We start from the raw sequence: 25,247 nt of genomic DNA on the forward strand, positions 1-25,247 counted from the left end.
GGGTCCACGGTGAGCAACGAGGACGAGAAGTACGTCGAGTACCTGAAGCGTACGACCTCGGAGCTCCGACGCACCCGGCGGCGGCTGCGGGAGCTGGAGGCGCGGGAGTCCGAGCCCATCGCCATCGTCGCGATGAGCTGCCGGTACCCGGGCGGGGTCGACTCGCCCGAGGCGCTGTGGCAGCTCGTGCGCGACAGCGGCGACGGGATCGGCCCGTTCCCCGCCGACCGGGGCTGGGACCTCGACCGGCTCTTCCACCCCGACCCCGACCACCCCGGCACCAGCTACGTCTCCGAGGGCGGCTTCGTCTACGACGCCGGGGAGTTCGACGCCGACCTGTTCGGCATCAGCCCCCGCGAGGCGCTGGCCATGGACCCGCAGCAGCGGCTGCTGCTGGAGGCGTCCTGGGAGGCGTTCGAGCGGGCCGGACTGCCCATGCCGACCGTGCGGGGCAGCCGTACCGGCGTGTTCGTCGGGGCGGCCTCGCACGGCTACGAGGCGGTGGTCGCCCAGTCCGAGAACGGTGAGGGACACCTGCTCACCGGCAACGCCACCAGCGTCGTCTCCGGGCGGGTGGCGTACACCCTCGGGCTGGAGGGGCCGGCGGTCACCATCGACACCGCCTGCTCCGCCTCCCTGGTGGCGATCCACCTCGCCGCCCAGGGGCTGCGCAACGGCGACTGCGAACTGGCCCTCGCCGGTGGCGTGACCGTCATGCCCACCCCGGCGGTCTTCGTCGGCTTCAGCCGGCAGCGCGGCCTCGCCCCCGACGGCCGGTGCAAGGCGTTCGCCGCCGGAGCGGACGGCACCTCCTGGTCCGAGGGCGCCGGCATGCTGCTGCTCGCCCGCCTCTCCGACGCCCAACGCCACGGGTACCCGGTCCTCGCCGTGATCCGGGGCAGCGCGGTCAACCAGGACGGCGCGTCCAACGGGCTGAGCGCCCCGCACGGCCCCTCCCAGGTCCGGGTGATCCGACAGGCCCTCGCCAACGCCCGGCTCACCGCCGCCGACGTGGACGCCGTGGAGGCGCACGCCACCGGCACCCGCCTCGGCGACCCGATCGAGGCGCAGGCGCTGCTCGCCACGTACGGGCAGGACCGGGGCGACGCCGCCCCGCTGCTGCTCGGCTCGATCAAGTCCAACATCGGCCACACCCAGGCCGCCGCCGGGGTCGCCGGGGTGATCAAAATGGTGCTGGCCATCCAGCACGGCGTGGTCCCGCCCACCCTGCACGTCGACGCGCCGTCCCCGCACGTCGACTGGACGGCCGGTGCCGTCGAGCTGGTCACCGAGGCGACGCCGTGGCCGGCGGTGGACCGGCCGCGCCGGGCGGCGGTGTCGTCGTTCGGGGTGTCCGGCACCAACGCGCACGCCATCATCGAGCAGGCCCCGGCCCCGGAGACCACCGCCGACGAGGCGGCTCCCGTCGCCGACCGTCCGGTCGTCCCGGTCCTGCTCTCCGCCCGCTCCCACGCCGCCGTCGCCGCCCAGGCCGGCCGCTGGGCCGCCTGGCTCGCCGACACCGAGCACGACATCCGTCCGCTCGACGTCGCGTATTCGTCGGTGGTGTCCCGGTCCGTGCTGGACCACCGGGCCGTGGTCGCCGCCACGAGCCGGGACGACCTGCTGGCCGGGCTGCGCGCCCTGGCCGCCGGCTCGCCGGCCGGCACCGTCCTCACCGGTACGGGCACCCCGCGCGGCCAGCTCGCGGTGCTCTTCTCCGGTCAGGGCGCGCAGCGCGCCGGCATGGGCCGGGAGTTGTACGGCGCGTTCCCGGTCTTCGCCGCCGCCCTCGACGAGGTGTGTGGGCATCTGGACCGGGTGCTGCCGAAGCCGTTGCGGGAGGTGCTGTTCGCCGAGGCGGGCACGCCGGAGGCGGCCCTGTTGGACCAGACGGTGTTCACCCAGGCCGGTCTGTTCGCGGTCGAGGTGGCGCTGTTCCGTCTGGTGGAGTCGTTCGGCATCGCCCCGGACTTCGTGGGCGGCCACTCGATCGGCGAGATCGTGGCGGCGCACGTGGCCGGGGTGCTGTCCCTGGAGCACGCGTGTGCGCTGGTGGCGGCGCGGGGCCGGTTGATGCAGGCGTTGCCGTCCGGTGGCGGCATGCTGGCGGTCAACGCGGCTGAGGCGGACGTGCTGGCGTCGCTGGACGGGCTGACCGACCGGGTCGGGATCGCCGCCGTCAACGGGCCGACGTCCGTGGTGGTCTCCGGCGACGCCGTGACCCTCGACGAGGTGGAGCGGACCTGGCGGGACCGGGACGTGCGCACGCGGCGGCTGACGGTCAGCCACGCGTTCCACAGCCCGTTGATGGAACCGATGCTGGCGAAGTTCCGGGCCGTGCTCGGCCGGCTGAGCTTCGCCGCTCCGGTGGTGCCGGTGGTGTCGAACGTGACCGGGGCGCTCGCCGACGCGGACGAGATCCGGAGTGTCGACTACTGGGTGCGGCATGTCCGGGAGGCGGTGCGGTACGGCGACGGGGTGGCCGCGTTGCGGGCCGCCGGGGTGGACACGTTCCTGGAGGTCGGTCCGCAGAGCGTGCTGACCGCGATGGCCGCCGACATCCTGCCGGGCGACGAGGGTGTGCTCGCCGTCGCCGCCCAGCGCAGGGACCGGTCCGAGGTGCCGGCGTTGTTGGCGGCCCTGGCCGAGCTGCACGTCCACGGCGTGCCGGTGACCTGGCAGCCCTGGTTCGCCGACACCCGTGCCGTCCGGGTCGACCTGCCCACGTACGCCTTCCAACACGAACGCTACTGGCCTTCCGGCGACGGCGTGACCACCCCGTCGGGCGAGCGCGCCGACGGCGCCGAGGGCGACTTCTGGGCCGCCGTCGAACGCGGCGACCTGCCCGCCGTGGCGTCCCACCTGGCCGTGCAGGACGACCCGGACGCCGTGGCGGCCCTCGCCCCGGCCGTACCGGTGCTCTCCTCGTGGCGACGGGCCCGACTGCGGGATGCCGTCGTGGACGCCTGGTCGTACCGGATCGCGTGGGACCCGATCCGCCCCAACCCGGTCCCGGCCCTGCCGGGCCGCTGGCTCCTCGTCACCCCCACCCCCACCCTCCGCGCCGATCATGGAGTTGTGGCGCCCGAGTCAGGTGGTATGTGGCTTTCGGCGGTGCCGGAAGTCCATGATCGACAAGAGTGGGGCGGGGTCGCCGACCTGCTCCGGCGCGGCGGAGGGGACGTCGACGTCCTCCAGGTCGCGGCCGGGGTGGGGCGTGAGGCGCTGGGGGCACTGCTGCGGGAACGCGGCGAGCAGGGCTGGGCCGGCGTGCTCTGCCTGCTGCCCGAGCGGGACGAGCCGCTGCCCGACACGCCCGCCGTGCCCGCCGGGACGGCGCTGCTGCTCACCCTCGTCCAGGCACTCGCCGACACCGGCCTGCCCGGCCGGCTGTGGTGCCTCACCCGGGGCGCCGTGGCCGTCGGCGGCGGGGAGACCGTCGCCGACCCGTACGCGGCGGCGGCCTGGGGCCTCGGCCGCGTCGTCGCGCTGGAACAGCCCGACCGCTGGGGCGGTCTGGTCGATCTGCCCGCCGGCACCGGGTCGATCCCCACCGGTCGCCTCGACCCGGCCGCCGGGGAGGCGCTGCTCGCCGTCCTCGCCGACGCCGGGCACGACCAGGTGGCGATCCGCGCGCAGGGCGTGTTCGACCGGCGACTCGTCCCCGCCGTCCCGACCGCCGGGGCCGCCTGGCGTCCCTCCGGCACGGTGCTCGTCACCGGCGGGACCGGCGCGCTGGGCCGGGAGGTGGCCCGGTGGCTGCTGGCCAACGGTGCCGCCGAAGTGGTGCTCGCCTCCCGCCGTGGCCCGGACGCCCCCGGCGTGGCCGCACTGCTCGACGAGCTGACCGGAACCGGCGCGGCCCGGGTGGTCGCGTGCGACGTCACCGACGTAGAGGCGGTGACCGCCCTCGTCGCCGCCCTGCCCGCGCTGACCGCCGTCGTGCACACCGCCGGAGTGGTCGACGACGGTGTCCTCGACGGCCTCGACCCGGCCCGGATGCAGACCGTCCTCGACGGCAAGGTACGCGCCGCGCGGGTGCTGCACGAGGCCACCGCCGGGCGGGACCTCGACGCGTTCGTGCTCTTCTCCTCCCTCGCCGGCGTCATCGGCAGCGCCGGGCAGGGCAACTACGCGGCGGCCAACGCCTACCTCGACGCGTTCGCCGCGTGGCGGCGCGGCCAGGGGCTGCCCGCCACCGCCATCGGCTGGGGCGCCTGGGCCGCCGAGGGTATGGCGGCGGCGACCGCCGAACTGACCGCCCGCCTGACCCGGGGCGGCGTCAACCCGCTGCCCGCCACCGAGGCGGTCACCGCGCTCGGCCGGCTGGTCAACGCCGACGACCCGGCGGTGACCGTCGCCGACGTCGACTGGGGACGCCTCGCCGCCGCATGGGGCGGGCCGACCCCGCTGATCGCCGGCCTGCCCGGGGTGCCCGTCGGGCAGACCGGCCCGGTCCGCGCCGTCGTCGTCGGCCGGTCCCTGCCGCAGCTCACCGAACTGGTCCGGACGCAGGTCGCCGCCGTGCTCGGCTACCCGGCCGGACAGCCGCTGCCCGACCGGACGTTCCGGGACCTCGGCTTCGACTCGCTCACCGCCGTCGAACTGCGCAACCGGCTGACCGCCGAGACCGGCATGACGCTGCCCGCCACGCTCGCCTTCGACCACCCCACGGTCGCCGAACTCGCCGCCCACCTGCACGGCCTGACCGCCGGACACACCCTGAGCGAGGTGGTCGCCGACGGCGACGGCCGGCACCGGGAGCCCATCGCGATCGTGGCGATGAGCTGCCGGTTCCCCGGCGGCGTGTCCTCGCCCGAGCAACTCTGGGACCTCGTCGCCGCCGGCACCGACGCGATGACCCTGATGCCCGGCGAGCGCGGCTGGAACCTCGCCGAGCTGTACCACCCCGACCCCGAGCACCTCGGCACCAGCTACGTCCGGGAGGGCGGCTTCGTCGCCGGGGCGGGCGAGTTCGACCCCGCCTTCTTCGGCATCAGCCCCCGCGAGGCCGTGGCCATGGACCCGCAGCAGCGGCTGCTGCTGGAGTCCACCTGGGAGGCGTTCGAGCGGGCCCGGATCGACCCGACCGCGCTGCGTGGCAGCCGTACCGGCGTGTACGTCGGCACCAACGGGCAGGACTACGGCTCGCTGCTGATGGCCGCCGGGGACGTCGACGAGAACTACCTCGCCACCGGCGTCTCGGCCAGCGTCCTCGCCGGGCGGCTGTCGTACACGTTCGGGCTGCACGGCCCGGCCGTCACCGTCGACACCGCCTGCTCGTCGTCGCTGGTCGCGCTGCACCTCGCCGCGCAGGCCCTCCAGGCGGGGGAGTGTGACCTGGCCCTGGCCGGCGGCGCCACCGTGATGGCCACCCCCGGCATCTTCGTCGGCTTCTCCCGGCAGCGCGGCCTCGCCGCCGACGGACGGTGCAAGCCGTTCGCCGGCGCGGCCGACGGCACCGGCTGGGGCGAGGGCGTCGGCCTGCTGGTGCTCCAGCGGCTCTCCGACGCCCGCCGTGACGGCAACCCGGTCCTCGCGATCGTGCGGGGCAGCGCGGTCAACCAGGACGGCGCGTCCAACGGGCTCACCGCCCCCAACGGTCCCGCCCAGCAGCGGGTCATCCGGCAGGCCCTCGCCAACGCGCGACTCACCCCCGACCTGGTGGACGTGGTCGAGGCGCACGGCACGGGCACCACGCTCGGCGACCCGATCGAGGCGCAGGCCCTGCTCGCCACGTACGGGCAGGACCGACCCGCCGACCGTCCGCTCTGGTTGGGGTCGATCAAGTCGAACATCGGGCACACCCAGGCCGCCGCCGGCGTGGCGGGCGTGATCAAGATGGTGCTCGCCATGCAGCACGGCGTGCTGCCGCCCACCCTGCACGTCGACGAACCCACCCCGCACGTCGACTGGTCCGCCGGCCATGTCGAACTGCTCACCGAGGCCCGCCCGTGGGAGCCCGTCGACGGCGTGCGCCGCGTCGGGGTGTCCTCCTTCGGGATCAGCGGCACCAACGTGCACACCATCCTCGAATCGGCCCCCGCCGAGGAGCCCGCGCCGCACCCGGCGACCGACGGGCCGGCCGGCGAGCTGCCCTGGGTGCTCTCCGGGCGTACCGCCGGCGCCCTCGCCGACCGCGCGCGCGACCTGCGGGACCACCTGGCGGAGATGCCGGACACCGCGCTCGGCGACGTCGGCTGGTCCCTCGTCGCCAGCCGTGCGTCCCACGACCACCGGGCCGTCGTGTTCGCCGCCGGCCGGGAGGAGCTGGCCGCCGCGCTGGACGCGCTCGCCGACGGCCGCCCCGGCCCGGAGGTGGTCACCCGCGCCGCCGCTACGCCCGGTGAGGTCGCCTTCGTGTTCCCCGGTCAGGGCTCGCAGTGGGTGGGCATGGCCGCCGAGCTGCTGGACACCGCTCCGGTGTTCGCGGAGAAGCTGACCGCGTGCGCGGAGGCGTTGCGTCCGTACGTGGACTGGTCGCTGCTCGACGTCGTGCGCGGCATCCCGGACGCGCCGTCCCTGGAGCGGGTCGACGTGGTGCAGCCGGCGCTGTTCGCCGTCGGGGTGTCGCTCGCGGCGTTGTGGGAGTCCTATGGCGTGCGTCCGTCGGCGGTGGTGGGTCATTCGCAGGGTGAGATCGCTGCTGCGTGTGTTGCCGGGGCGTTGACGCTGGAGGACGCGGCGGCGGTGGTGGCGTTGCGGAGCCGGGTCATCGCGGAGATGGCCGGTGCCGGTGGGATGGTGTCGGTCGCGACCACGGCGGACGAGGTGACGGCGACGATCGCCCGCTGGGACGGTCGGGTCGCCCTCGCCGCCGTCAACGGGCCGACTTCCGTGGTCGTCTCCGGTGACGTGGCCGCCCTCGACGAGTTGGTGGCGCACTACGAGTCCCAGCAGGTCCGGGTGCGTCGGGTGCCGGTGGACTACGCGTCGCACTCGGCGCACGTGGAGCCGTTGCGGGAGCGGCTGGTGGAGCTGTTGGCCGGGTTGTCTCCGCAGAGCGGGCAGGTGCGGTTCTGGTCGACGGTGGTGGGGGAGTGGCTGGACACCACCGGTCTGGACGCGGAGTACTGGTACCGCAACCTGCGGCAGACGGTCCGGTTCGACGAGGCGGTGCGCAGCCTCGTCGCCGCCGGCTACGCCACGATGATCGAGGTCAGCGCCCATCCGGTGCTGACCATGGCGATCCAGGAGAGCGCCGAGCTGGCTGCGGCTGACCCGACCACGGTGACGGTGACGGGCAGTCTGCGTCGGGGGGAGGGCGGCCTCGACCGCTTCCACCGCGCCCTCGCCGAGGCCTACACGGCAGGTGTACCGGTGGACTGGCGGCCCGCCTTCGCCGGCCGGTCGGGGCGTCGGGTCGACCTGCCCACCTACCCGTTCCAGCGGCAGCACTACTGGCCGCAGCCGTCCGCCGTGGCCGGCACCGCCGGCCCGTCCGCCACGCCGACGGCCGACGACGAGGTCGACGCCCGGTTCTGGGCCGCCGTCGAGGCGGAGGACCTGACCGCGCTCACCACCGAACTCGCCGACGCCACCGACGCGGTGCCCGAGGCGGCCTTCGCCGACGTGCTGCCCGTCCTCGCCGCCTGGCGACGCCGGCACCGCGACCAGTCCACCGTCGACTCGTGGCGCTACCGGGACGCCTGGCTGCCCGTCGCGGACGGCGGCGAACCCGCCGTCACCGGCACCTGGTGGCTCGTCACCGGCCCCGCCGACACCGCCGCCGAGCAGGCCGCGTTCTGCCGGGACGCGCTCGTCCGGGCCGGCGCCACGGTCGTCCCCGTCGAACTGGACGACGAACGGACCGACCGCGTCGCCCTCGCCGCGCGGATCCGCGACCTCACCGAGGCCGGACCGGTCGCCGGGATCGTCTCCCTGCTCGCGCTCGACGAGACGCCGGCCCCCGCCCACCCGGCGGTGCCCGTCGGTTTCGCCGGCACCGTCACGTTGACGCAGGCCCTCGGCGACGCCGGGGTGCGCGCGCCGCTGTGGTGCGTCACCCGGGGCGCGGTCTCCACCGATGCCGGCGAGCCACTGCCGCACCCCGTGCAGCAACTCGCCTGGGGCTTCGGCCGGATCGCCGCCCTCGAACACCCTGACCGCTGGGGCGGCCTGCTCGACCTGCCCGAAACGCCGGACGACGCCGCCGGTCGGCGGCTCGTGCGGATCCTTGCCGGCAGCGACGACGAGGACCAGGTGGCGCTGCGGCGCAACGGGGCCTTCGCCCGCCGGCTGCTGCGCGCCCCGCTGGGCGACGTCGCGCCCGCCCGGACCTGGCGGCCCACCGGCACCGCCCTGGTCACCGGCGGCACCGGCGCCCTCGGTGGGCACGTGGCCCGCTGGCTCGCCACCAACGGCGCGCCCCACCTGGTGCTGCTCAGCCGCCGGGGCCGGCAGGCCGAGGGCATCGCCGAGCTGGAGGCCGAGCTGGTCGGCCTCGGCACGCGCGTCACCGTCGCCGCCTGCGACGCCGCCGACCGGGCGGCCCTCGCCGCCGTCCTCGACGACCTGCCGGCCGAGCACCCGCTGACCACCGTCGTGCACACCGCCGCCGTGCTGGACGACTCCGTGATCAGCGCGCTCACCCTCGACCAGGTCGCCCACGCGCTCGACGCCAAGGTCACCGCGGCGATCAACCTGCACGAACTCACCCGGGACCGGGACCTCGACGCGTTCGTCCTGTTCTCGGCCATGGCCGGCACCGTCGGCAGCTCCGGCGTCGGCAACTACGCCCCCGGGAACGCGTTCCTCAACGCCCTCGCCGAGCACCGGCGTGGCCTCGGACTGCCCGCCACGTCGATCGCCTGGGGTGCCTGGGGCGGCGGCGGCATGGCCGAGGGGGAGTTCGGGCGGATGTTGCACCGCCACGGTGCGCCCGAGATGCACCCGAGGCTCGCCGTCGCCGCACTGCACCAGGCCGTCGAGCACGACGAGACGTTCCTGACCATCTCGAACATCGCCTGGGACCGGTTCCACGTCGCGTTCACCGCGACCCGGCCCGGACCGCTGATCGCCGAGATCCCCGAGGCGCGGGCACTCGCGGCCACCACGGGCCACCCCGAGGCGACGGAGGCCGACGTGGCCGGCCCCGCCGGCACCCTCGCCCGGATGGACGCCGCCGAGCGCCAGCAGGCCCTAATCGACCTGGTCCGCGACCAGGCGGCCACGGTCCTCAAGTACGCCGGCGGTGAGGCCGTCGACCCGCACCACGCCTTCCGGGACCTCGGCTTCGACTCGGTGACGGCGGTGGAGCTGCGTAACCGGCTCGCCACCGCCACCGGGCTGCGGCTGCCGGTGACCCTCGTCTTCGACTACCCGACCCCGACCGTGCTCGCCCGGCACCTGCACGAGGAGTTGGGCGGCGGAGCCGAGGCGGTCGCCGCCGCGCCGGTGACCCTGTCCGACGACGAGCCCGTCGCCATCGTCGCCATGTCCTGCCGGTTCCCCGGCGGCGCAGGCGACCCCGAGCGGTTCTGGCAGTTGCTGCACGACGGCCGCGACGCCGTCTCCGACCTGCCGGGCGACCGGGGCTGGGACGTCGACCGGCTGTACGACCCCGACCCCTATTCCACCGGCACCTCCTACGTCCGCAGCGGCGCCTTCCTGTACGACGTGGCCGACTTCGACCCCGCCTTCTTCGGGATCTCCCCACGGGAGTCGGTCGCGATGGACCCCCAGCAGCGGTTGCTGCTGGAGACGTCCTGGGAGGCGATCGAGCGGGCAGGGGTTGACCCGGGGACCTTGCGGGGTTCGCGAACAGGGGTGTTCGTGGGCACGAATGGTCAGGACTATGGGGCCCTGTTGGTGATGTCCACGGACGAGGTGGAGGGATTCGGGGCGACGGGGAACGCCGCGAGTGTCTTGTCGGGTCGGGTGGCGTACGCGTTGGGGTTGGAGGGACCTGCGGTGTCGGTGGACACGGCGTGTTCGTCGTCCCTCGTCGCGCTGCACCTGGCGGTGGAGGCGCTGCGGCGGGGCGAGTGTGATCTCGCTCTGGCCGGCGGTGTGACCGTGATGGCGACGCCGGGCCTCTTCGTGGAGTTCTCCCGCCAGCGCGGGTTGGCCGCCGACGGGCGGTGCAAGGCGTTCGCTGCGGCGGCCGACGGCACCGGCTGGGGTGAGGGCGCGGGCATCCTGCTGGTGGAGCGCCTGTCGGACGCCCGGCGGCGGGGACACCCGGTGCTGGCGGTGGTACGCGGCTCGGCGGTGAACCAGGACGGCGCGTCGAACGGGTTGACCGCGCCGAACGGCCCCTCCCAGCAGCGGGTCATTCGGCAGGCCCTGGCCAGCGCCCGGCTCACGACCGCCGACGTGGACGTGGTGGAGGCGCACGGCACCGGCACCACGCTCGGTGACCCGATCGAGGCGCAGGCGTTGCTGGCGACGTATGGGCAGGACCGGGAGACCCCGCTGTTGTTGGGGTCGGTGAAGTCGAACATCGGGCACACCCAGGCCGCGGCCGGGGTGGCCGGTGTGATCAAGATGGTCCTCGCGATGCGGGAGGGTGTCGTCCCGGCGACGCTGCACGTGGACGCCCCGTCGCCGCACATCGACTGGTCGGCCGGCGCGGTGGAGTTGGCGACCGAGGCGCGGTCCTGGCCGGTGGCGGACCGGCCCCGGCGGGCGGCGGTGTCCTCCTTCGGTATCTCCGGCACCAACGCGCACGTGATCATCGAGCAGGCCGACGAGGTCGAATCGCCGGTGCCGACCGCACCGGGCCTGGTGGACGCGGACGTGACGGTGTGGCCGGTGTCGGCGCGGTCGAGGGCCGCCCTGGCGGGCCAGGCGTCGCGGCTGGCGCGGCAGGTCCGCGCGCACGACGGGCTCGACCCGACGGTGGTCGGCTGGTCCCTGGCCACGACCCGCGCGGTCTTCGACCAGCGCGCCGCCGTGGTCGGGGCGAGCGTCGAGGAACTGCTGTCCGGGCTGGACGCGCTGGCCGCCGGCACACCCGCCGGCACCACGGTGACGGGTACGGCGTCGGGTCACGGTGCCGGCGCGGTGTTCGTGTTCCCCGGCCAGGGCGCCCAGTCGGCGCGGATGGCCGCTGGCCTGGTGGGTCGTACGCCGGTGTTCGACGACCGTCTCGCCGAGTGCCAGCGGGCCCTCGCGCCCCACCTGGACGTGGACCTGGTGGCGGTGCTGACCGGGGACGACGAGTCGTGGTTGGAGCGGGTGGAGGTCGTGCAGCCGGTGCTGTGGGCGGTCGGTGTCGCCCTGGCGGCGGTGTGGCGACACGCCGGTGTGGTTCCCCAGGCGGTGATCGGTCACTCGCAGGGTGAGATCGGTGCGGCGTGTGTCGCCGGAATCCTGTCGTTGGAGGACGCGGCGAAGACCGTCGCGTTGCGGTCGCGTGCCCTCGCCGTGTTGCGGGGTACGGGTGCGATGGCGTCGGTGGACCTGTCCGCCGAGGCGGTCGCGGAGCGCCTCCCGGCGTTCCCCGGGGTCGGCGTGGCGGCGGTCAACGGTCCGTCGACGGTGGTCGTCTCCGGGCCGCCGCAGCCGGTGGCCGACCTGGTCGAGGCGTGCCAGGCCGACGGCATCCGCGCCCGGCTGATCCCGGTGGACTACGCGTCGCACTCCCCGGCCGTGCAGGAGGTCGCCGAACAGCTCCGCACCGACCTGGCCGACGTCACCCCGCGGGCCGGGCACACCCGCCTCGTGTCGACCCTGACCGGGGACTGGGTGGAGCCGGAGAGCATGGACGCCGGCTACTGGTACGACAACCTGCGCCAGACGGTGCTGTTCGACAGCGCCGTGCGCGCCGCGATCGACGCCGGACACACCACGTTCGTCGAGATCTCCCCGCACCCGGTGCTGACCATGCCGGTCACCGCGATCCTCGACGACACCGGCACGACCGGGCACACGCTGGGCAGCCTGCGCCGGGGCGACGACGACCCCACCCGCCTGCTCACCAACCTGGCCACCGCGCACACACTCGGCCTCCCCGTCGACCTGACGAAGGTCCTCGCCCGGACGCCGACGGTCGACCTGCCCACGTACGCCTTCGACCGGAGCCGGTTCTGGCCGACCCGGGCCGACGGGCCGAAGGAGGCGGACCCGACGTCGAGCGGCGTCGACGCCGCGTTCTGGGCGGCCGTCGAACAGGAGGACCTGGCGGCGCTCGCGGAACTCACCGCGCACGACGCCACCGAGTCGCGGGAACGGCTGGGCGCCGCCCTGCCCCTGCTCGCCTCCTGGCGGCGCCAGCAGCGGGACCGGTCCGCCCTGGACGACCTGCGCTACCGCAGCGTCTGGCAGCCGTACCCGGGTACGCCCGTCAGTTTCCTCCCCGGTGCCTGGTGGGTCGTGGCGGACGAGCACCGCGCGGCCGAGGGCGAGGCCGCCGTGGCCGAGCTGACCCGGCGCGGCGCGGACGCCCGACTGGTGCTGTTGCCGGAGGCACCGGCCGACCGGGCGGCGGTCGCCGAACACCTGGCCGCCGCGACCCGGACCGCCGACGGTGGACGCGCGCCCGCCGACGGGGTGCTGTCCCTGCTCGCACTCGCCGACGCCCCGGTCGACGACACCCAGCCGGTGCCGCCCTTCCTGGCCCGGTCCCTCGCCCTGGTGCAGGCCCTCGGTGACCTCGACGTGGCGGCCCCGCTGTGGTGCGTCACCCGGGGCGCCGCCGGCACCACGCGGGGCGCAACCCTGGCCCGACCGGAGCAGTCGCTGCTCTGGGGCCTGGGCCGGGTGGTCGCCCTCGAACACCCGGAGCGCTGGGGCGGGCTGGTGGACGTGCCGGCCACCCTCGACGGCCACGGCTGGGACCTGCTCTGCGCCGTGCTGGCCGGTCTCGACGGCGAGGACCAGGTCGCCGTCGACGGCACCACCGTCCTGGTACGCCGGCTGGTCCGGGCGCCCGGCGGCACCGCCGTCACCGAGGAGCCCGACCACGCCGGCACGACGCTGGTCACCGGTGGCACCGGTGCCCTCGGCGCGGAGGTGGCCCGCTGGTTGGCCGCCCGGGGCGCGGAGCACCTGCTGCTGGCCAGCCGTCGGGGCCCGGACGCGCCCGGCGCGGCCGACCTCGTCCGGGAGCTGACCGAGGCCGGCGCTCGGGTCACCGTCGCCGCCTGCGACGTCGCCGACCGGGCCGCGCTGGCGAAGCTGCTCGCCGAGGTGCCCGCCGACGCGCCCCTGACCGGGGTGGTGCACGCGGCCGGGGTCCTCGACGACGGCGTCCTCGACGGCCTCACCGCCGACCGGCTCGCCGCCGTCCTGCGGCCCAAGGTGCTCGGTGCGCTGCACCTGCACGAGCTGACCGCCGACCTGCCGCTGCGCGCGTTCGTGCTCTTCTCGGCCATGGTCGGCCAGCTCGGTGCCGCCGGGCAGGGCAGCTACGCCGCCGCGAACGCATACCTCGACGCGCTCGCCGAGCAGCGGCACCGGCAGGGCCTGGCGGCCACCTCGATCGCCTGGGGCCCCTGGGCGGCCGGAGGGATGGCCGCCGCTGACCAGGCGGTGGAGGAACGCCGCCGCCGTACCGGGGTAGCCCGGCTCGACACCGGGACGGCGTTCGCCGCGCTCGCCCGCTCCGTGGCGGGCCGCGAACCGGCGACCCTGGTGGCCGGCATCGACTGGGCCCGGTACGTGCCCGGGTTCGTCGCCGTCCGGCCCAGCCCGCTGCTCACCGGTGTCGCCGAGGCACAGCGGGCCGCCGCCGAGCGGGCCGAGGACGCCGGGACGTCGGCGGAATCCCTCGCCGCCGTGCTCGCCGGGCAGACCGACGCCGAGCGGCGGCGGACCCTGCTCGACCTGGTACGCGGCCAGGCCGCCGCCGTGCTCGGGCACGCCTCGGTGGACGCCGTCGAGCCGGACCGGGCGTTCCGGGAACTCGGCTTCGACTCGCTCACCGCGGTCGAGCTGCGCAACCGGCTGACGGCGGCGACGGGCGTACGACTGCCCGCCACGGTCGTCTTCGACTACCCGACCGCCGCCGCCCTCGCCGAGTACGTCCGGGCGGCGGTCGTCGACGGCGGCGTGGTCGGCGTCGCACCGGTCTTCGGGGAGCTGGACAGGTTGGAGGCGGCGCTGGCCGGTTCGGCACCGGACCGCAGCGCCCGGATTCGGATCACCGAGCGGCTGCGGGCGCTGCTGGCCTCCCTCAACGAGGCCGACGCCCCGGCCGGCGGCGGGGACGCCGTCGCCGAGAAGCTCCAGGACGCCACGCCCGACGAGGTCTTCGACTTCATCGACCGGGAGCTGGGGGTGTCCTGACGTGATCGCTGCGTGCACGGCTCAACACAAGGAGTGGGCGGTCCATGGCTAACGAGGCGAAGCTTCTCGACTACCTCAAGCGGGTCACCGCCGACCTGCACCAGGTGCGGCAGCGGCTGCGCGAGGTGGAGGCCGGCGAGCAGGAACCGGTCGCCATCGTCTCGATGAGCTGCCGCTTCCCGGGCGGGGTACGGTCGCCGGAGGACCTGTGGGAGGTGGTCGCGTCCGGGCGGGACGTGATCTCCGACTTCCCCACCGACCGGGGCTGGGACCTCGCCTCCCTCTACGACGGCGACCAGGAGCAGGGCGGCCCCGGCACGACGTACACCGCGCGGGGCGGCTTCGTCCACGACCTGCCCGACTTCGACCCGGGCTTCTTCGCCATCTCGCCCCGCGAGGCCCTGGCCATGGACCCCCAGCAGCGGTGGCTGCTGGAGACCTCCTGGGAGGTCCTGGAACGGGCCGGCATCGACCCGCACTCGCTGAAGGGCAGCCGGACCGGTGTCTTCGCCGGCAGCACCGGCCAGGACTACGGCAGCGTGCTGATGGGCGCCGCGCAGGGCCTCGAAGGGCACTTGATGACCGGCAACGCCGGCAGCGTGGTCTCCGGCCGGATCGCCTACACGTTCGGCCTGGAGGGGCCGGCCGTCACCATCGACACCGCCTGCTCGTCCTCGCTGGTCGCCCTGCACCTCGCCGCCCAGGCGCTGCGTCAGCAGGAGTGCACCCTGGCCATCGTCGCCGGGGTCACCGCCATGTGCACCCCGGCCGCGTTCGTCGAGTTCTCCCGCCAGCGCGGCCTCGCCGCAGATGGCCGGTGCAAGGCGTTCGCCGCCGCCGCCGACGGGACCGGCTGGTCCGAGGGCGTCGGCGTCCTGCTGCTGGAGCGGCTCTCCGACGCCCAGCGCAACGGCCACCCGATCCTCGCCGTCGTCCGGGGCAGCGCGGTCAACCAGGACGGCGCGTCGAACGGCCTGAGCGCCCCGAACGGCCCCTCCCAGCAGCGCGCCATCCAGCAGGCCCTCGCCAACGCCGGCCTCGCCGCCGGTGGCGTCGACGTGGTGGAGGCGCACGGCACCGGCACCCGCCTCGGCGACCCGATCGAGGCGCAGGCGCTGCTCGCCACGTACGGGCAGGACCGGGGGGAGGCCGCCCCGCTGCTGCTCGGTTCGGTCAAGTCGAACATCGGGCACGCGCAGGCCGCCGCCGGGGTCGCCGGGGTGATCAAGATGGTGATGGCGATGCGGCACGGCGTCGTCCCGCCCACCCTGCACGTCGACGAACCCACCCCGCAGGTCGACTGGTCCGCCGGTGCCGTCGAGCTGGTCACCGAGGCGACGCCGTGGCCGGCGGTGGACCGGCCGCGCCGGGCGGCGGTGTCGTCGTTCGGGGTGTCCGGCACCAACGCGCACACCATCCTGGAGCAGGCCCCCGCCCCGGCCGGGGCCGACGCCGCGCCGACGACGGTGGAGCGGCCGGTCGTGCCGGTGACGGTGTCGGCCCGCGACGCCGCCGCGCTCGCCGCCCAGGCCGGCAACTGGGCCGCCCGGGTCGCCGCCGACGAGGCCCTGCGTCCCCTCGACGTGGCCTACTCGTCCGTGGTCTCCCGGTCCACCCTCGACCACCGGGCCGTGGTCGCCGCCACGAGCCGGGACGACCTGCTGGCCGGGCTGCGTGCCCTGGCGGCGGGGGAGCCGTCCGGCGCGGTGGTCGCCGGCCAGGTCGGGGGTCGGGGCCAGCTCGCGGTGCTGTTCTCCGGTCAGGGCGCGCAGCGCGCCGGCATGGGCCGGGAGTTGTACGGGGCGTTCCCGGTCTTCGCGTCCGTGCTCGACGAGGTGTGCGAACAGCTCGACCCACTGCTGCCCCGCCCGCTGCGGGAGGTGCTGTTCGCCGAGGCGGGCACGCCGGAGGCGGCCCTGTTGGACCAGACGGTGTTCACCCAGGCCGGTCTGTTCGCGGTCGAGGTGGCGCTGTTCCGTCTGGTGGAGTCGTTCGGCATCGTCCCGGACTTCGTGGGCGGCCACTCGATCGGTGAGGTCACCGCCGCGCACGTCGCGGGGGTGCTGTCCCTGGAGCACGCGTGCGCGCTGGTGGCGGCGCGGGGCCGGCTCATGCAGGCGTTGCCGTCCGGTGGCGGCATGCTGGCGGTGAACGCGGCTGAGGCGGACGTGCTGGCGTCGCTGGAGGGGCTGACCGACCGGGTCGGGATCGCCGCCGTCAACGGGCCGACGTCCGTGGTGGTGTCCGGGGCGGTCGACGCGCTGGACGAGGTGGAGCGGACCTGGCGGGACCGGGACGTGCGCACCCGCCGGCTGACGGTCAGCCACGCGTTCCACAGCCCGCTGATGGAGCCGATGCTCGCCGAGTTCCGCACGGTCCTGGCCGGGCTGACCTTCGCCGCTCCGGCGGTGCCGGTGGTGTCGAACGTGACCGGGGCGCTCGCCGACGCGGACGAGATCCGGAGTGTCGACTACTGGGTGCGGCACGTCCGGGTGGCGGTGCGGTACGGCGACGGGATCACCGCGTTGCGGGCCGCCGGGGTGGACACGTTCCTGGAGGTCGGTCCGCAGAGTGTGCTGACCGCGATGGCCGCCGACATCCTGCCGGGCGACGAGGGTGTGCTCGCCGTTCCCGCCCAGCGCAAGGACCGGCCGGAGACCCACGCGCTCCTCGCCGCCCTGGCCGAGCTGCACGTCCACGGCGTGCCGGTGACCTGGCGGCCCTGGTTCGCCGACACCGGTGCCACCCGGGTCGACCTGCCCACGTACGCCTTCCAGCGACAGCGCTACTGGCCGGAGGCGGGTGCCGGGTGGGCCGGGGACGTCACCGCGTTCGGTCTGCGCCCCGCCCACCACCCCCTGCTCGGCGCAGCCGTCGGGGTCGCGGACGCCGAGGGCTTCCTGTTCACCGGCCGGCTCGCCCGGCGGACCCACCCGTGGATCAGCGACCACGTCGTGTTCGACACCGTGCTGCTGCCCGGCACCGGCTTCGTCGAACTCGCCCTCCAGGCCGGCGCGCACGTCGGCGCGGACCACGTCCGGGAACTCACCCTGGAGTCGCCGCTGATCCTGCCCGAGACCGGTGGGGTCGACATCCAGCTGTGGATCGGCCCGGCCGACGAGACCGGCTGCCGGTCGGTGTCCCTGCACTCCGCTCCGGACGGCGAGCCCGCCGACGGCGCCCCCGGCGAGCGTGCCTGGACCCGCAACGCCAGCGGCGTACTGGCCAGCGGGCCGGCCGTGCCCAGCGGCCCCGCCGGCTGGTCCGACCTGACCGCCTGGCCGCCCGCCGGAGCCACCGAGGTGGCCACCGACGACCTGTACCTGAACCTCGCCGCCCAGGGCTACGACTACGGCCCCTCCTTCATCGCGCTTCGCTCGGCCTGGCGGCGCGGCGAGGACCTCTTCGCCGAACTGGTCCTCCCGGAGACGCCCGCCGCCGAGGCCGGCGGCTACGGCCTGCACCCGGCGCTGCTCGACGCGGCCCTGCACACCCTCGGCCTCACCCCGCCCGGCGGCGCCCCGACCGGGGCGGACATCCCGCCCGGCTACGGCCGGCTCCCGTTCTCCTGGAACGACGTCGCCCTGCACGCGGCCGGCGCGGCGGCGGCCCGGGTCCGCGTCACCCACACCGGCACCGACAGCATCTCCCTGCTGCTGGCCGACGTCACCGGCACCCCGATCATCTCCGTCGGCTCCCTCGTGCTGCGGCCGGTCTCCGCCGACCAGCTCCGCACCGCCAGCGGAGCTGGGGCCGAGTCGCTGTACCGGATCGACTGGACCCCGCTGGCCGCACCCACCGGGCCGTCCACCGCCGCGTGGGCGGTCCTCGGCGACACCGACCTCGTCGGGGCCGTCGCCGCCACCGGTACCGCCGTGGCGGCGTACCCCGACATGGCCGCCCTGGGCGACGCCATGGACGACGGGTCGGACGCCCCCGACGTGCTGGTCGTGCCGTTCCCCGCTCCGACACCCGGCACGGACGTGCCGCGCGCGGTCGCCGAGGCCACCCACCGGGCGCTCGCCGTGCTCCAGCAGTTCCTCGCCGACGACCGGCTCGCCGCGTCCAGAATGGTCGTGCTGACCCGCGGCGCGGTCGCCACCGACCGGGACGCCGACCTGACCGACCTGGCCGGCGCGGCGATCATCGGTCTGGTCCGCTCCGCGCAGTCGGAGAACCCGGGCCGGTTCGTGCTCGTCGACGTCGACGACGTCGCCGGCTGCGCCGCCGCGCTGGTGCCGGCGGTCACCGACACCGACGAGCCGCAGGTGGTGATCCGCTCCGGCGTCGCGGCCGGGGCCCGGCTCACCCGCGTGCCGGCCCCGGCCGAGCCGCCCGCCGCACCGTTCGACGGCGACGGGACCGTCCTGATCACCGGCGCGACCGGCACCCTCGGCCAGCTCATGAGCCGGCACCTGGTGACCGTCCACGGCGTCCGGCACCTGATCCTCACCAGCCGGCGCGGCCGGGCCGCCAGCGGCGTCGCCGAACTCTGCGCCGACCTGGAGGCGCTCGGCGCCACCGTCACCGTCGCCGCCTGCGACGTCGCCGACCGCGGCGCGGTGGCCGAACTGCTCGCCGGCATCCCCGCCGCGCACCCGCTCACCGCCGTCATCCACGCCGCCGGCGTCCGCGACGACGGTGTCATCTCCTCGCTCACCCCGGAGCGGATGGACGGCGTCCTGCGCCCCAAGGTCGACGCGGCGTGGAACCTGCACGAGCTGACCGCCGACCTCGACCTGAAGGCGTTCGTCTCGTACTCGTCGCTCGCCGCCACCGCCGGTGGACCCGGCCAGGGCAACTACGCCGCCGCCAACGCCTTCCTCGACGGCCTCGCCCACCACCGCCGGGCACACGGCCGCGCCGCGCTCACCCTCGCCTGGGGCCTCTGGGCCGACCGCAGCGGCATGACCACCGAGCTGGACGACGTCCACCTCAACCGGATCTCCCGATCCGGTGTCGCCGCGATGGAGGCCGAGGAGGGGCTCGCCCTCTTCGACGCCGCCTGCCGCACCTCCGACGCGGCACTCGTCCCCGCCCGCCTCGACCTGGCCGCCATGAAGGTCCAGTTCGCCGGCGGCACCGTCCCGCCGCTGTACCGGGCCCTGATCCGGCTGCCCCGCAGCGCGGCGGCCAGCACCGGCGCGTCCCTGGTGCAGCAGCTCGCCGCGCTCGGCGACGACGACCGGGTCAACGCGCTCGTCGAGATCGTCCGGGGCCAGGCCGCCGCCGTGCTCGGCTACCCCGACCCGGCCGCCATCGAACCGCGCCGGGCGTTCAACGAGTTCGGCTTCGACTCGCTCACCGCCGTCGAGATGCGCAACCGGCTCAACAACGCCTTCGGCATGCGGCTGCCGGCCACCCTGGTCTTCGACTACCCCAGCCCCTACGACCTGGCCGTCCACCTCGGCACCGAGATCGCCGGGACGCCCGTACCGGTCCGGGCGGCGACCACCAGCGCGCCGGTACGCGACGACGAACCGCTGGCGATCATCGGCATGGCCTGCCGGCTGCCCGGCGGAGTGCGGTCCCCCGAGGACCTGTGGCGGCTCGTCGCCGACGGCGTCGACGCCATCTCCGACCTGCCCACCGACCGTGGCTGGGACCTCGACTCGCTCTACGACCCTGACCCGGACACCCCCGGCACCTTCTACGCCCGGGGCGGCGGCTTCCTCAGCGACGTCGACCGGTTCGACTCGGCGTTCTTCGGCATCTCACCCCGTGAGGCCCTGGCCATGGACCCGCAGCAGCGGCTGCTGCTGGAGACCACCTGGGAGACCTTCGAGTCCGCCGGCCTCGACCCGGCCACCATGCGCGGCACCAGCACCGGTGTCTTCGTCGGCACCAGCGGCCAGGACTACAGCAACCTGGTCGCGTACGCGGGGGAGGGCACCGAGGGGTACGCGCTGACCGGCCTCACCAGCAGCGTCATCTCCGGGCGGGTCGCCTACACGTTCGGGCTGGAGGGGCCGGCGGTCTCGCTGGACACCGCCTGCTCGTCGTCCCTGGTCGCCCTGCACTGGGCCGGCCAGGCGCTGCGCAGCGGCGAGTGCGACATGGCGCTCGCCGGTGGCGTGATGGTGATGACCACGCCGTCCGCGTTCGTCGAGTTCTCCCGGCAGCGGGGTCTGGCCGCCGACGGTCGGTGCAAGTCGTTCGCCGCGTCGGCGGACGGGACCGGCTGGTCCGAGGGTGTGGGCATGCTGCTGGTCGAGCGGCTCTCCGACGCGCGGCGTAACGGTCACCGGGTTCTCGCCGTCCTGCGTGGGTCGGCGATCAACCAGGACGGCGCGTCGAACGGGTTGACCGCGCCGAACGGCCCGTCGCAGCAGCGGGTGATCCGGGCGGCTCTCGCCTCGGCCCGGCTCTCGACCGCCGACGTGGACCTCGTGGAGGCGCACGGTACGGGTACGACGCTGGGTGATCCGATCGAGGCGCAGGCGTTGCTGGCGACGTACGGGCAGGACCGGCCGGGGGATCGGCCGTTGCTGCTGGGGTCGATTAAGTCGAATATCGGGCATGCGCAGGCCGCCGCCGGGGTCGCCGGGGTGATCAAGGTGGTGCTGGCGATGCGGCATGGTGTGGTGCCGGCGTCGTTGCATGTGGATGAGCCGTCGCCGCATATCGATTGGTCGGCGGGTGCGGTGGAGTTGGTGACCGAGGCGCGTGCGTGGCCGGTGGTGGGTCGGCCGCGTCGGGCGGCGGTGTCGTCGTTCGGTATCTCCGGCACCAACGCGCACGTGATCATCGAGCAGGCCGACGAATCCGTCGAGGCGACCGAGAGCCGCGACCCGGCACCCGGCCTGGCCCCCGAGACGGGCGTGACCGTCTGGCCGCTCTCCGCCCGGACGAAGACCTCCCTGGCCGGCCAGGCCGCCCGGCTCGCCGACCACGTCCGCACGCACGGTGACCTGGACCCGGCGGCGGTCGGTTGGTCCCTGGCGACCACCCGCGCCGTCCTCGACCAGCGTGCCGCCGTCGTCGGCGCGGACGTCGAGGAGTTGTTGTCCGGGCTGGACGCCCTGGCCGAGGGTGTCCCGGCGGGCAACGTCGTCGCCGGCCTCGCCGGCCCGTCGGCTGGTCCGGTGTTCGTGTTCCCGGGTCAGGGTGCGCAGTCGGCGCGGATGGCGGCCGGTCTGGTGGGTCGGATGCCGGTGTTCGACGCGAAGCTGGCTGAGTGTCAGCGGGCGCTCGCGCCGTACCTGGACGTGGATCTGGTGGCGGTGTTGACCGGTGACGACGAGTCGTGGTTGGAGCGGGTGGAGGTTGTCCAGCCGGTGCTGTGGGCGGTGGGTATCGCTCTGGTGGCGGTGTGGGAGCACGTCGGTGTCGTCCCGGCGGCGGTGATCGGTCACTCGCAGGGTGAGATCGGCGCGGCGTGTGTCGCCGGGATCCTGTCGTTGGAGGACGCGGCGAAGACCGTGGCGTTGCGGTCGCGTGCTCTGGCGGTGTTGCGGGGTACGGGTGCGATGGCGTCGGTGGACCTCTCCGCCGAGGCGGTCGCGGAGCGGCTGCCGGCGTTCGCGGGTGTGGGTGTGGCGGCGGTCAACGGTCCGTCGACCGTCGTGGTGTCGGGTCCGCCGCAGCCGGTGGCGGATCTGGTGGCCGCGTGTCAGGCCGACGGTGTGCGGGCGCGGATGATTCCGGTGGACTATGCGTCGCATTCTCCGGCGGTGCAGGAGGTCGCCGAGCAGTTGCGTACGGATCTGGCGGACGTCGCGCCGCAGGCCGGGCAGGTGCGTCTGGTGTCGACGTTGACCGGGGAGTGGGTTGTCCCGGAGTCGATGGGTGCGGACTACTGGTACGAGAACCTGCGGCGCACGGTGTTGTTCGACCCTGCGGTGCGGGTGGCTGTGGGGGCGGGTCACACGACGTTTGTGGAGATCTCTCCGCATCCGGTGCTGACGATGCCGGTGACGGGGATCCTGGACGACGCCGGTGTCACCGGTCACACGCTCGGCACGTTGCGGCGGGGTGAGGACGACGCCACCCGGCTGTTGACCAGTCTGGCCACGGCGTACTCGGTCGGTCTGCCGGTGGACCTGCGGCGGGTGCTGGCCGAGACGGCGACCGTCGACCTGCCCACCTACGCCTTCGACCAGCAGCGCTACTGGGTCGACCTGCCCGTCGGCCCGGCCGGGGACGTCGCCTCCGCCGGACTCCAGGAGGCCGGTCACCCGCTGCTCAGCGCCACGGTCACCTTCCCGGACAGCGAGCGGATGGTGTTCACCGGCCGCCTGTCGGTGCGTACCCACCCGTGGCTCGGCGAGCACCGGGTGATGAACGCGATCCTGCTGCCCGGCACCGCCTTCGTGGAACTGGCCGCCTACGCCGGTGAGCAGGCCGGCTCGCCGGTGGTGGAGGAGCTGACCCTGCTCGCCCCGCTCGTCCTGCCCGAACTCGGCTCCCTCCAGGTGCAGCTCACCGTCGGTGACCGGGACCCGGACGGTCGCCGTACGGTGCAGTTCCACTCCCGCCCGTACCGGGACGGGTCCGACGAGATCCTCGCCGACGTGGCCTGGACCTGCCACGCCACCGGTCTGCTCGCGCCCCGTCCGACCGAACCGCCCGCGTTCGACCTCGGGGTCTGGCCGCCGCCCGGCGCGACCGCCGTCGACTCCACCGACTTCTACTCCGGTGTCGAGGCGACCGTCTTCGGCTACGGCCCGATCTTCCAGGGCCTGCGCGCGGCGTGGGTACGCGGCGACGAGGTCTTCGCCGAGGTCGAGCTGCCCGCCGCCCACCACGCCGAGGCCGGCCGGTTCGGGGTCCACCCGGCCCTGCTGGACGGCGCGTTGCAGGCCATGTCCATCGGTGGCTTCCTCGCCCGGATGGGCGACGGCGCGGACCCCGACGCCCCCCGGCTGCCGTTCGCCTGGACCGGTGTGACCCTGCTCGCCGCCGGGGCCACCGCCCTGCGGGTCCGGGTCGCCTCGGCCGGTGAGGTCGGGGTCTCCTTCCAGGTGGCCGACGCCACCGGCGCGCCCGTCCTGCACGCCGAGTCACTGATCATGCGACGGGTCACCGGTGACGCCCTCGGGGCCGCCCGCTCCGGACGTCACGAGTCGCTGTTCCAGGTCGACTGGCCGGCCCTGCCCGTGCCCGCCGGTCCGGTGCCCGCCGCCACCGGTTGGGTGGTGGTCGGCGACGACCTGACGCTCAGCGCCGCCTGCGAGTCGGCGGGCGTCCGGGTCCGTGCCGACCTCGACCCGGACACCCTGGGGGACCTGCTCGCCGGGGGCGAGCCGGCACCCGGGGCGGTGGTCGTCCCGGTCGGCGGTGACGGGAACGACACGGACCCGGCACTCGCCGCGCAGGCGCGGGCCACCATCCACCGCGTGCTCGGCGCGGTACGGGCCTGGCTCGCCGACGACCGGTTCGCCGACGCCCGGCTGGTGCTGGTCACCCGCGACGCCGTCGCCACCGGCGAACAGCCTGTGGTGAACCTGCGCCAGGCACCGGTCTGGGGTCTGCTGCGCGCCGCCCAACTGGAACACCCGAACCGGCTGCAACTGGTCGACCTCGACGCGGCTCCGGAGAGCGCCGCCGTGCTGGCCGCCGCGATCGGGTCCGGTGAGCCGCAGGTCGCGGTACGGGCCGGCCAGGTGCGCGTCCCCCGCCTCGGACGGGTGCCGGCCGGCGTGGAACTGCTGCCCGGCGGGGTCGACCCGGACGGCACGGTGCTCGTCACCGGCGGCACCGGCGTGCTGGGCCGCCTCCTGGCCCGGCACCTCGCCACCACGCACGGCGTCCGGCACCTGCTGCTCGCCGGGCGGCGCGGTCCGGCCGCCGAGGGGATCGACGACCTGGTCGCCGAACTGACCGGCCACGGTACGCAGGTGACCGTCGCCGCCTGCGACGCCGCCGACCCGGACGCCCTGGCCGCGCTGCTCGCCGGGATCCCCGCCGCGCACCCACTCACCGCGGTGGTCCACGCGGCCGGCGTCCTCGACGACGGGGTGTTCGAGTCGATGACGCCCGAACGCCTCGACGCGGTGGCCGTACCGAAGATCGACGCGGCGTGGCACCTGCACCGGCTCACCGCCGACCGCGACCTCGCCGCCTTCGTGCTCTTCTCCTCGGCAGCGGCCACCCTGGGCAGTGCCGGACAGTCCAACTACGCCGCCGCGAACGCGTTCCTCGACGCGCTCGCCGCCCACCGGCGGGCCCGGGGACTGGCCGGCATCTCCCTGGCCTGGGGCCTCTGGGAGCAGGCCAGCGGCATGACCGGTCACCTCGGTGACGCCGACGTGCGGCGGATGGCCGAACAGGGGGCGGCCGGGCTCCCCACCGAACAGGCGCTGCACCTGTTCGACGCCGCCTGGCGGCTGGACGCGGCCGCCGTCGTACCGATGCGGCTCGACGTCGGGACGCTGCGCGGACAGGCGGAGTCCGGGACCCTCGCCCCGATGCTCCGCGCCCTGGTCCGGGTGCCGTTGCGGCGGTCCGCCGACGGCACCGGCGCCGCTCCCGGCGGCGTGTCCCTCGGGCAGCGCCTGGCCGGGCTGGCCGAGCCCGAACGACACAGGGTGGTGCTCGACGTGGTCCGGGCGAACATCGCCGCCGTCCTCGGCCACGCCGGAGCCGACGCCATCGACCCGGGCCGGCTCTTCACCGAACTCGGCTTCGACTCGCTCACCGCCGTCGACCTCCGTAACCGACTGAACGGCCTGTCCGGCCTCCGGCTGCCCGCCACGCTGGTCTTCGACTACCCGACGCCGACCGCGCTCGCCGAGAAGCTGGCCAGCGAGATCACCGCCGGGGAGGCCCCCTCCACCCAGCCCCTCTTCCAGGGCATCGACACCGTGGAGAGCCTGCTCACCACCATCCCGCTCGATCCGGCGACCCGGGAGCGGTTCACCACCCGGATGCGGGACCTGCTGGCCAAGGCGACCGGCCTGGCCGACGGCCCCGCCGCCGAGGAGGACCGGCCCGATCTCGAGTCGGCCAGCGACGACGAGATCTTCGACTTCATCAGCAAAGAGTTTGGAATCTCCTGAGATGACCGACCC

2 protein-coding genes are annotated in these 25,247 nt (G+C 75.1%); both read left to right on the forward strand.

Translation table 11 applies throughout. The annotated features are described in order from the left end of the window. Window positions 1–9: 9 nt before the first annotated feature. The gene (locus tag GA0070618_RS24445; protein WP_088983708.1) at window positions 10–14,235 is read left to right on the forward strand and encodes a type I polyketide synthase; all 14,226 of its coding nucleotides are present in this window, start codon (window positions 10–12) and stop codon (window positions 14,233–14,235) included. A gap of 44 nt (window positions 14,236–14,279) precedes the next feature. Next, window positions 14,280–25,235, forward strand: coding sequence for a type I polyketide synthase (locus tag GA0070618_RS24450; protein ID WP_088983709.1), 10,956 nt, complete (start codon window positions 14,280–14,282; stop codon window positions 25,233–25,235). Window positions 25,236–25,247: the final 12 nt, after the last annotated feature.

It is taken from the genome of Micromonospora echinospora (assembly GCF_900091495.1).
Classification (GTDB): Bacteria; Actinomycetota; Actinomycetes; order Mycobacteriales; family Micromonosporaceae; genus Micromonospora; species Micromonospora echinospora.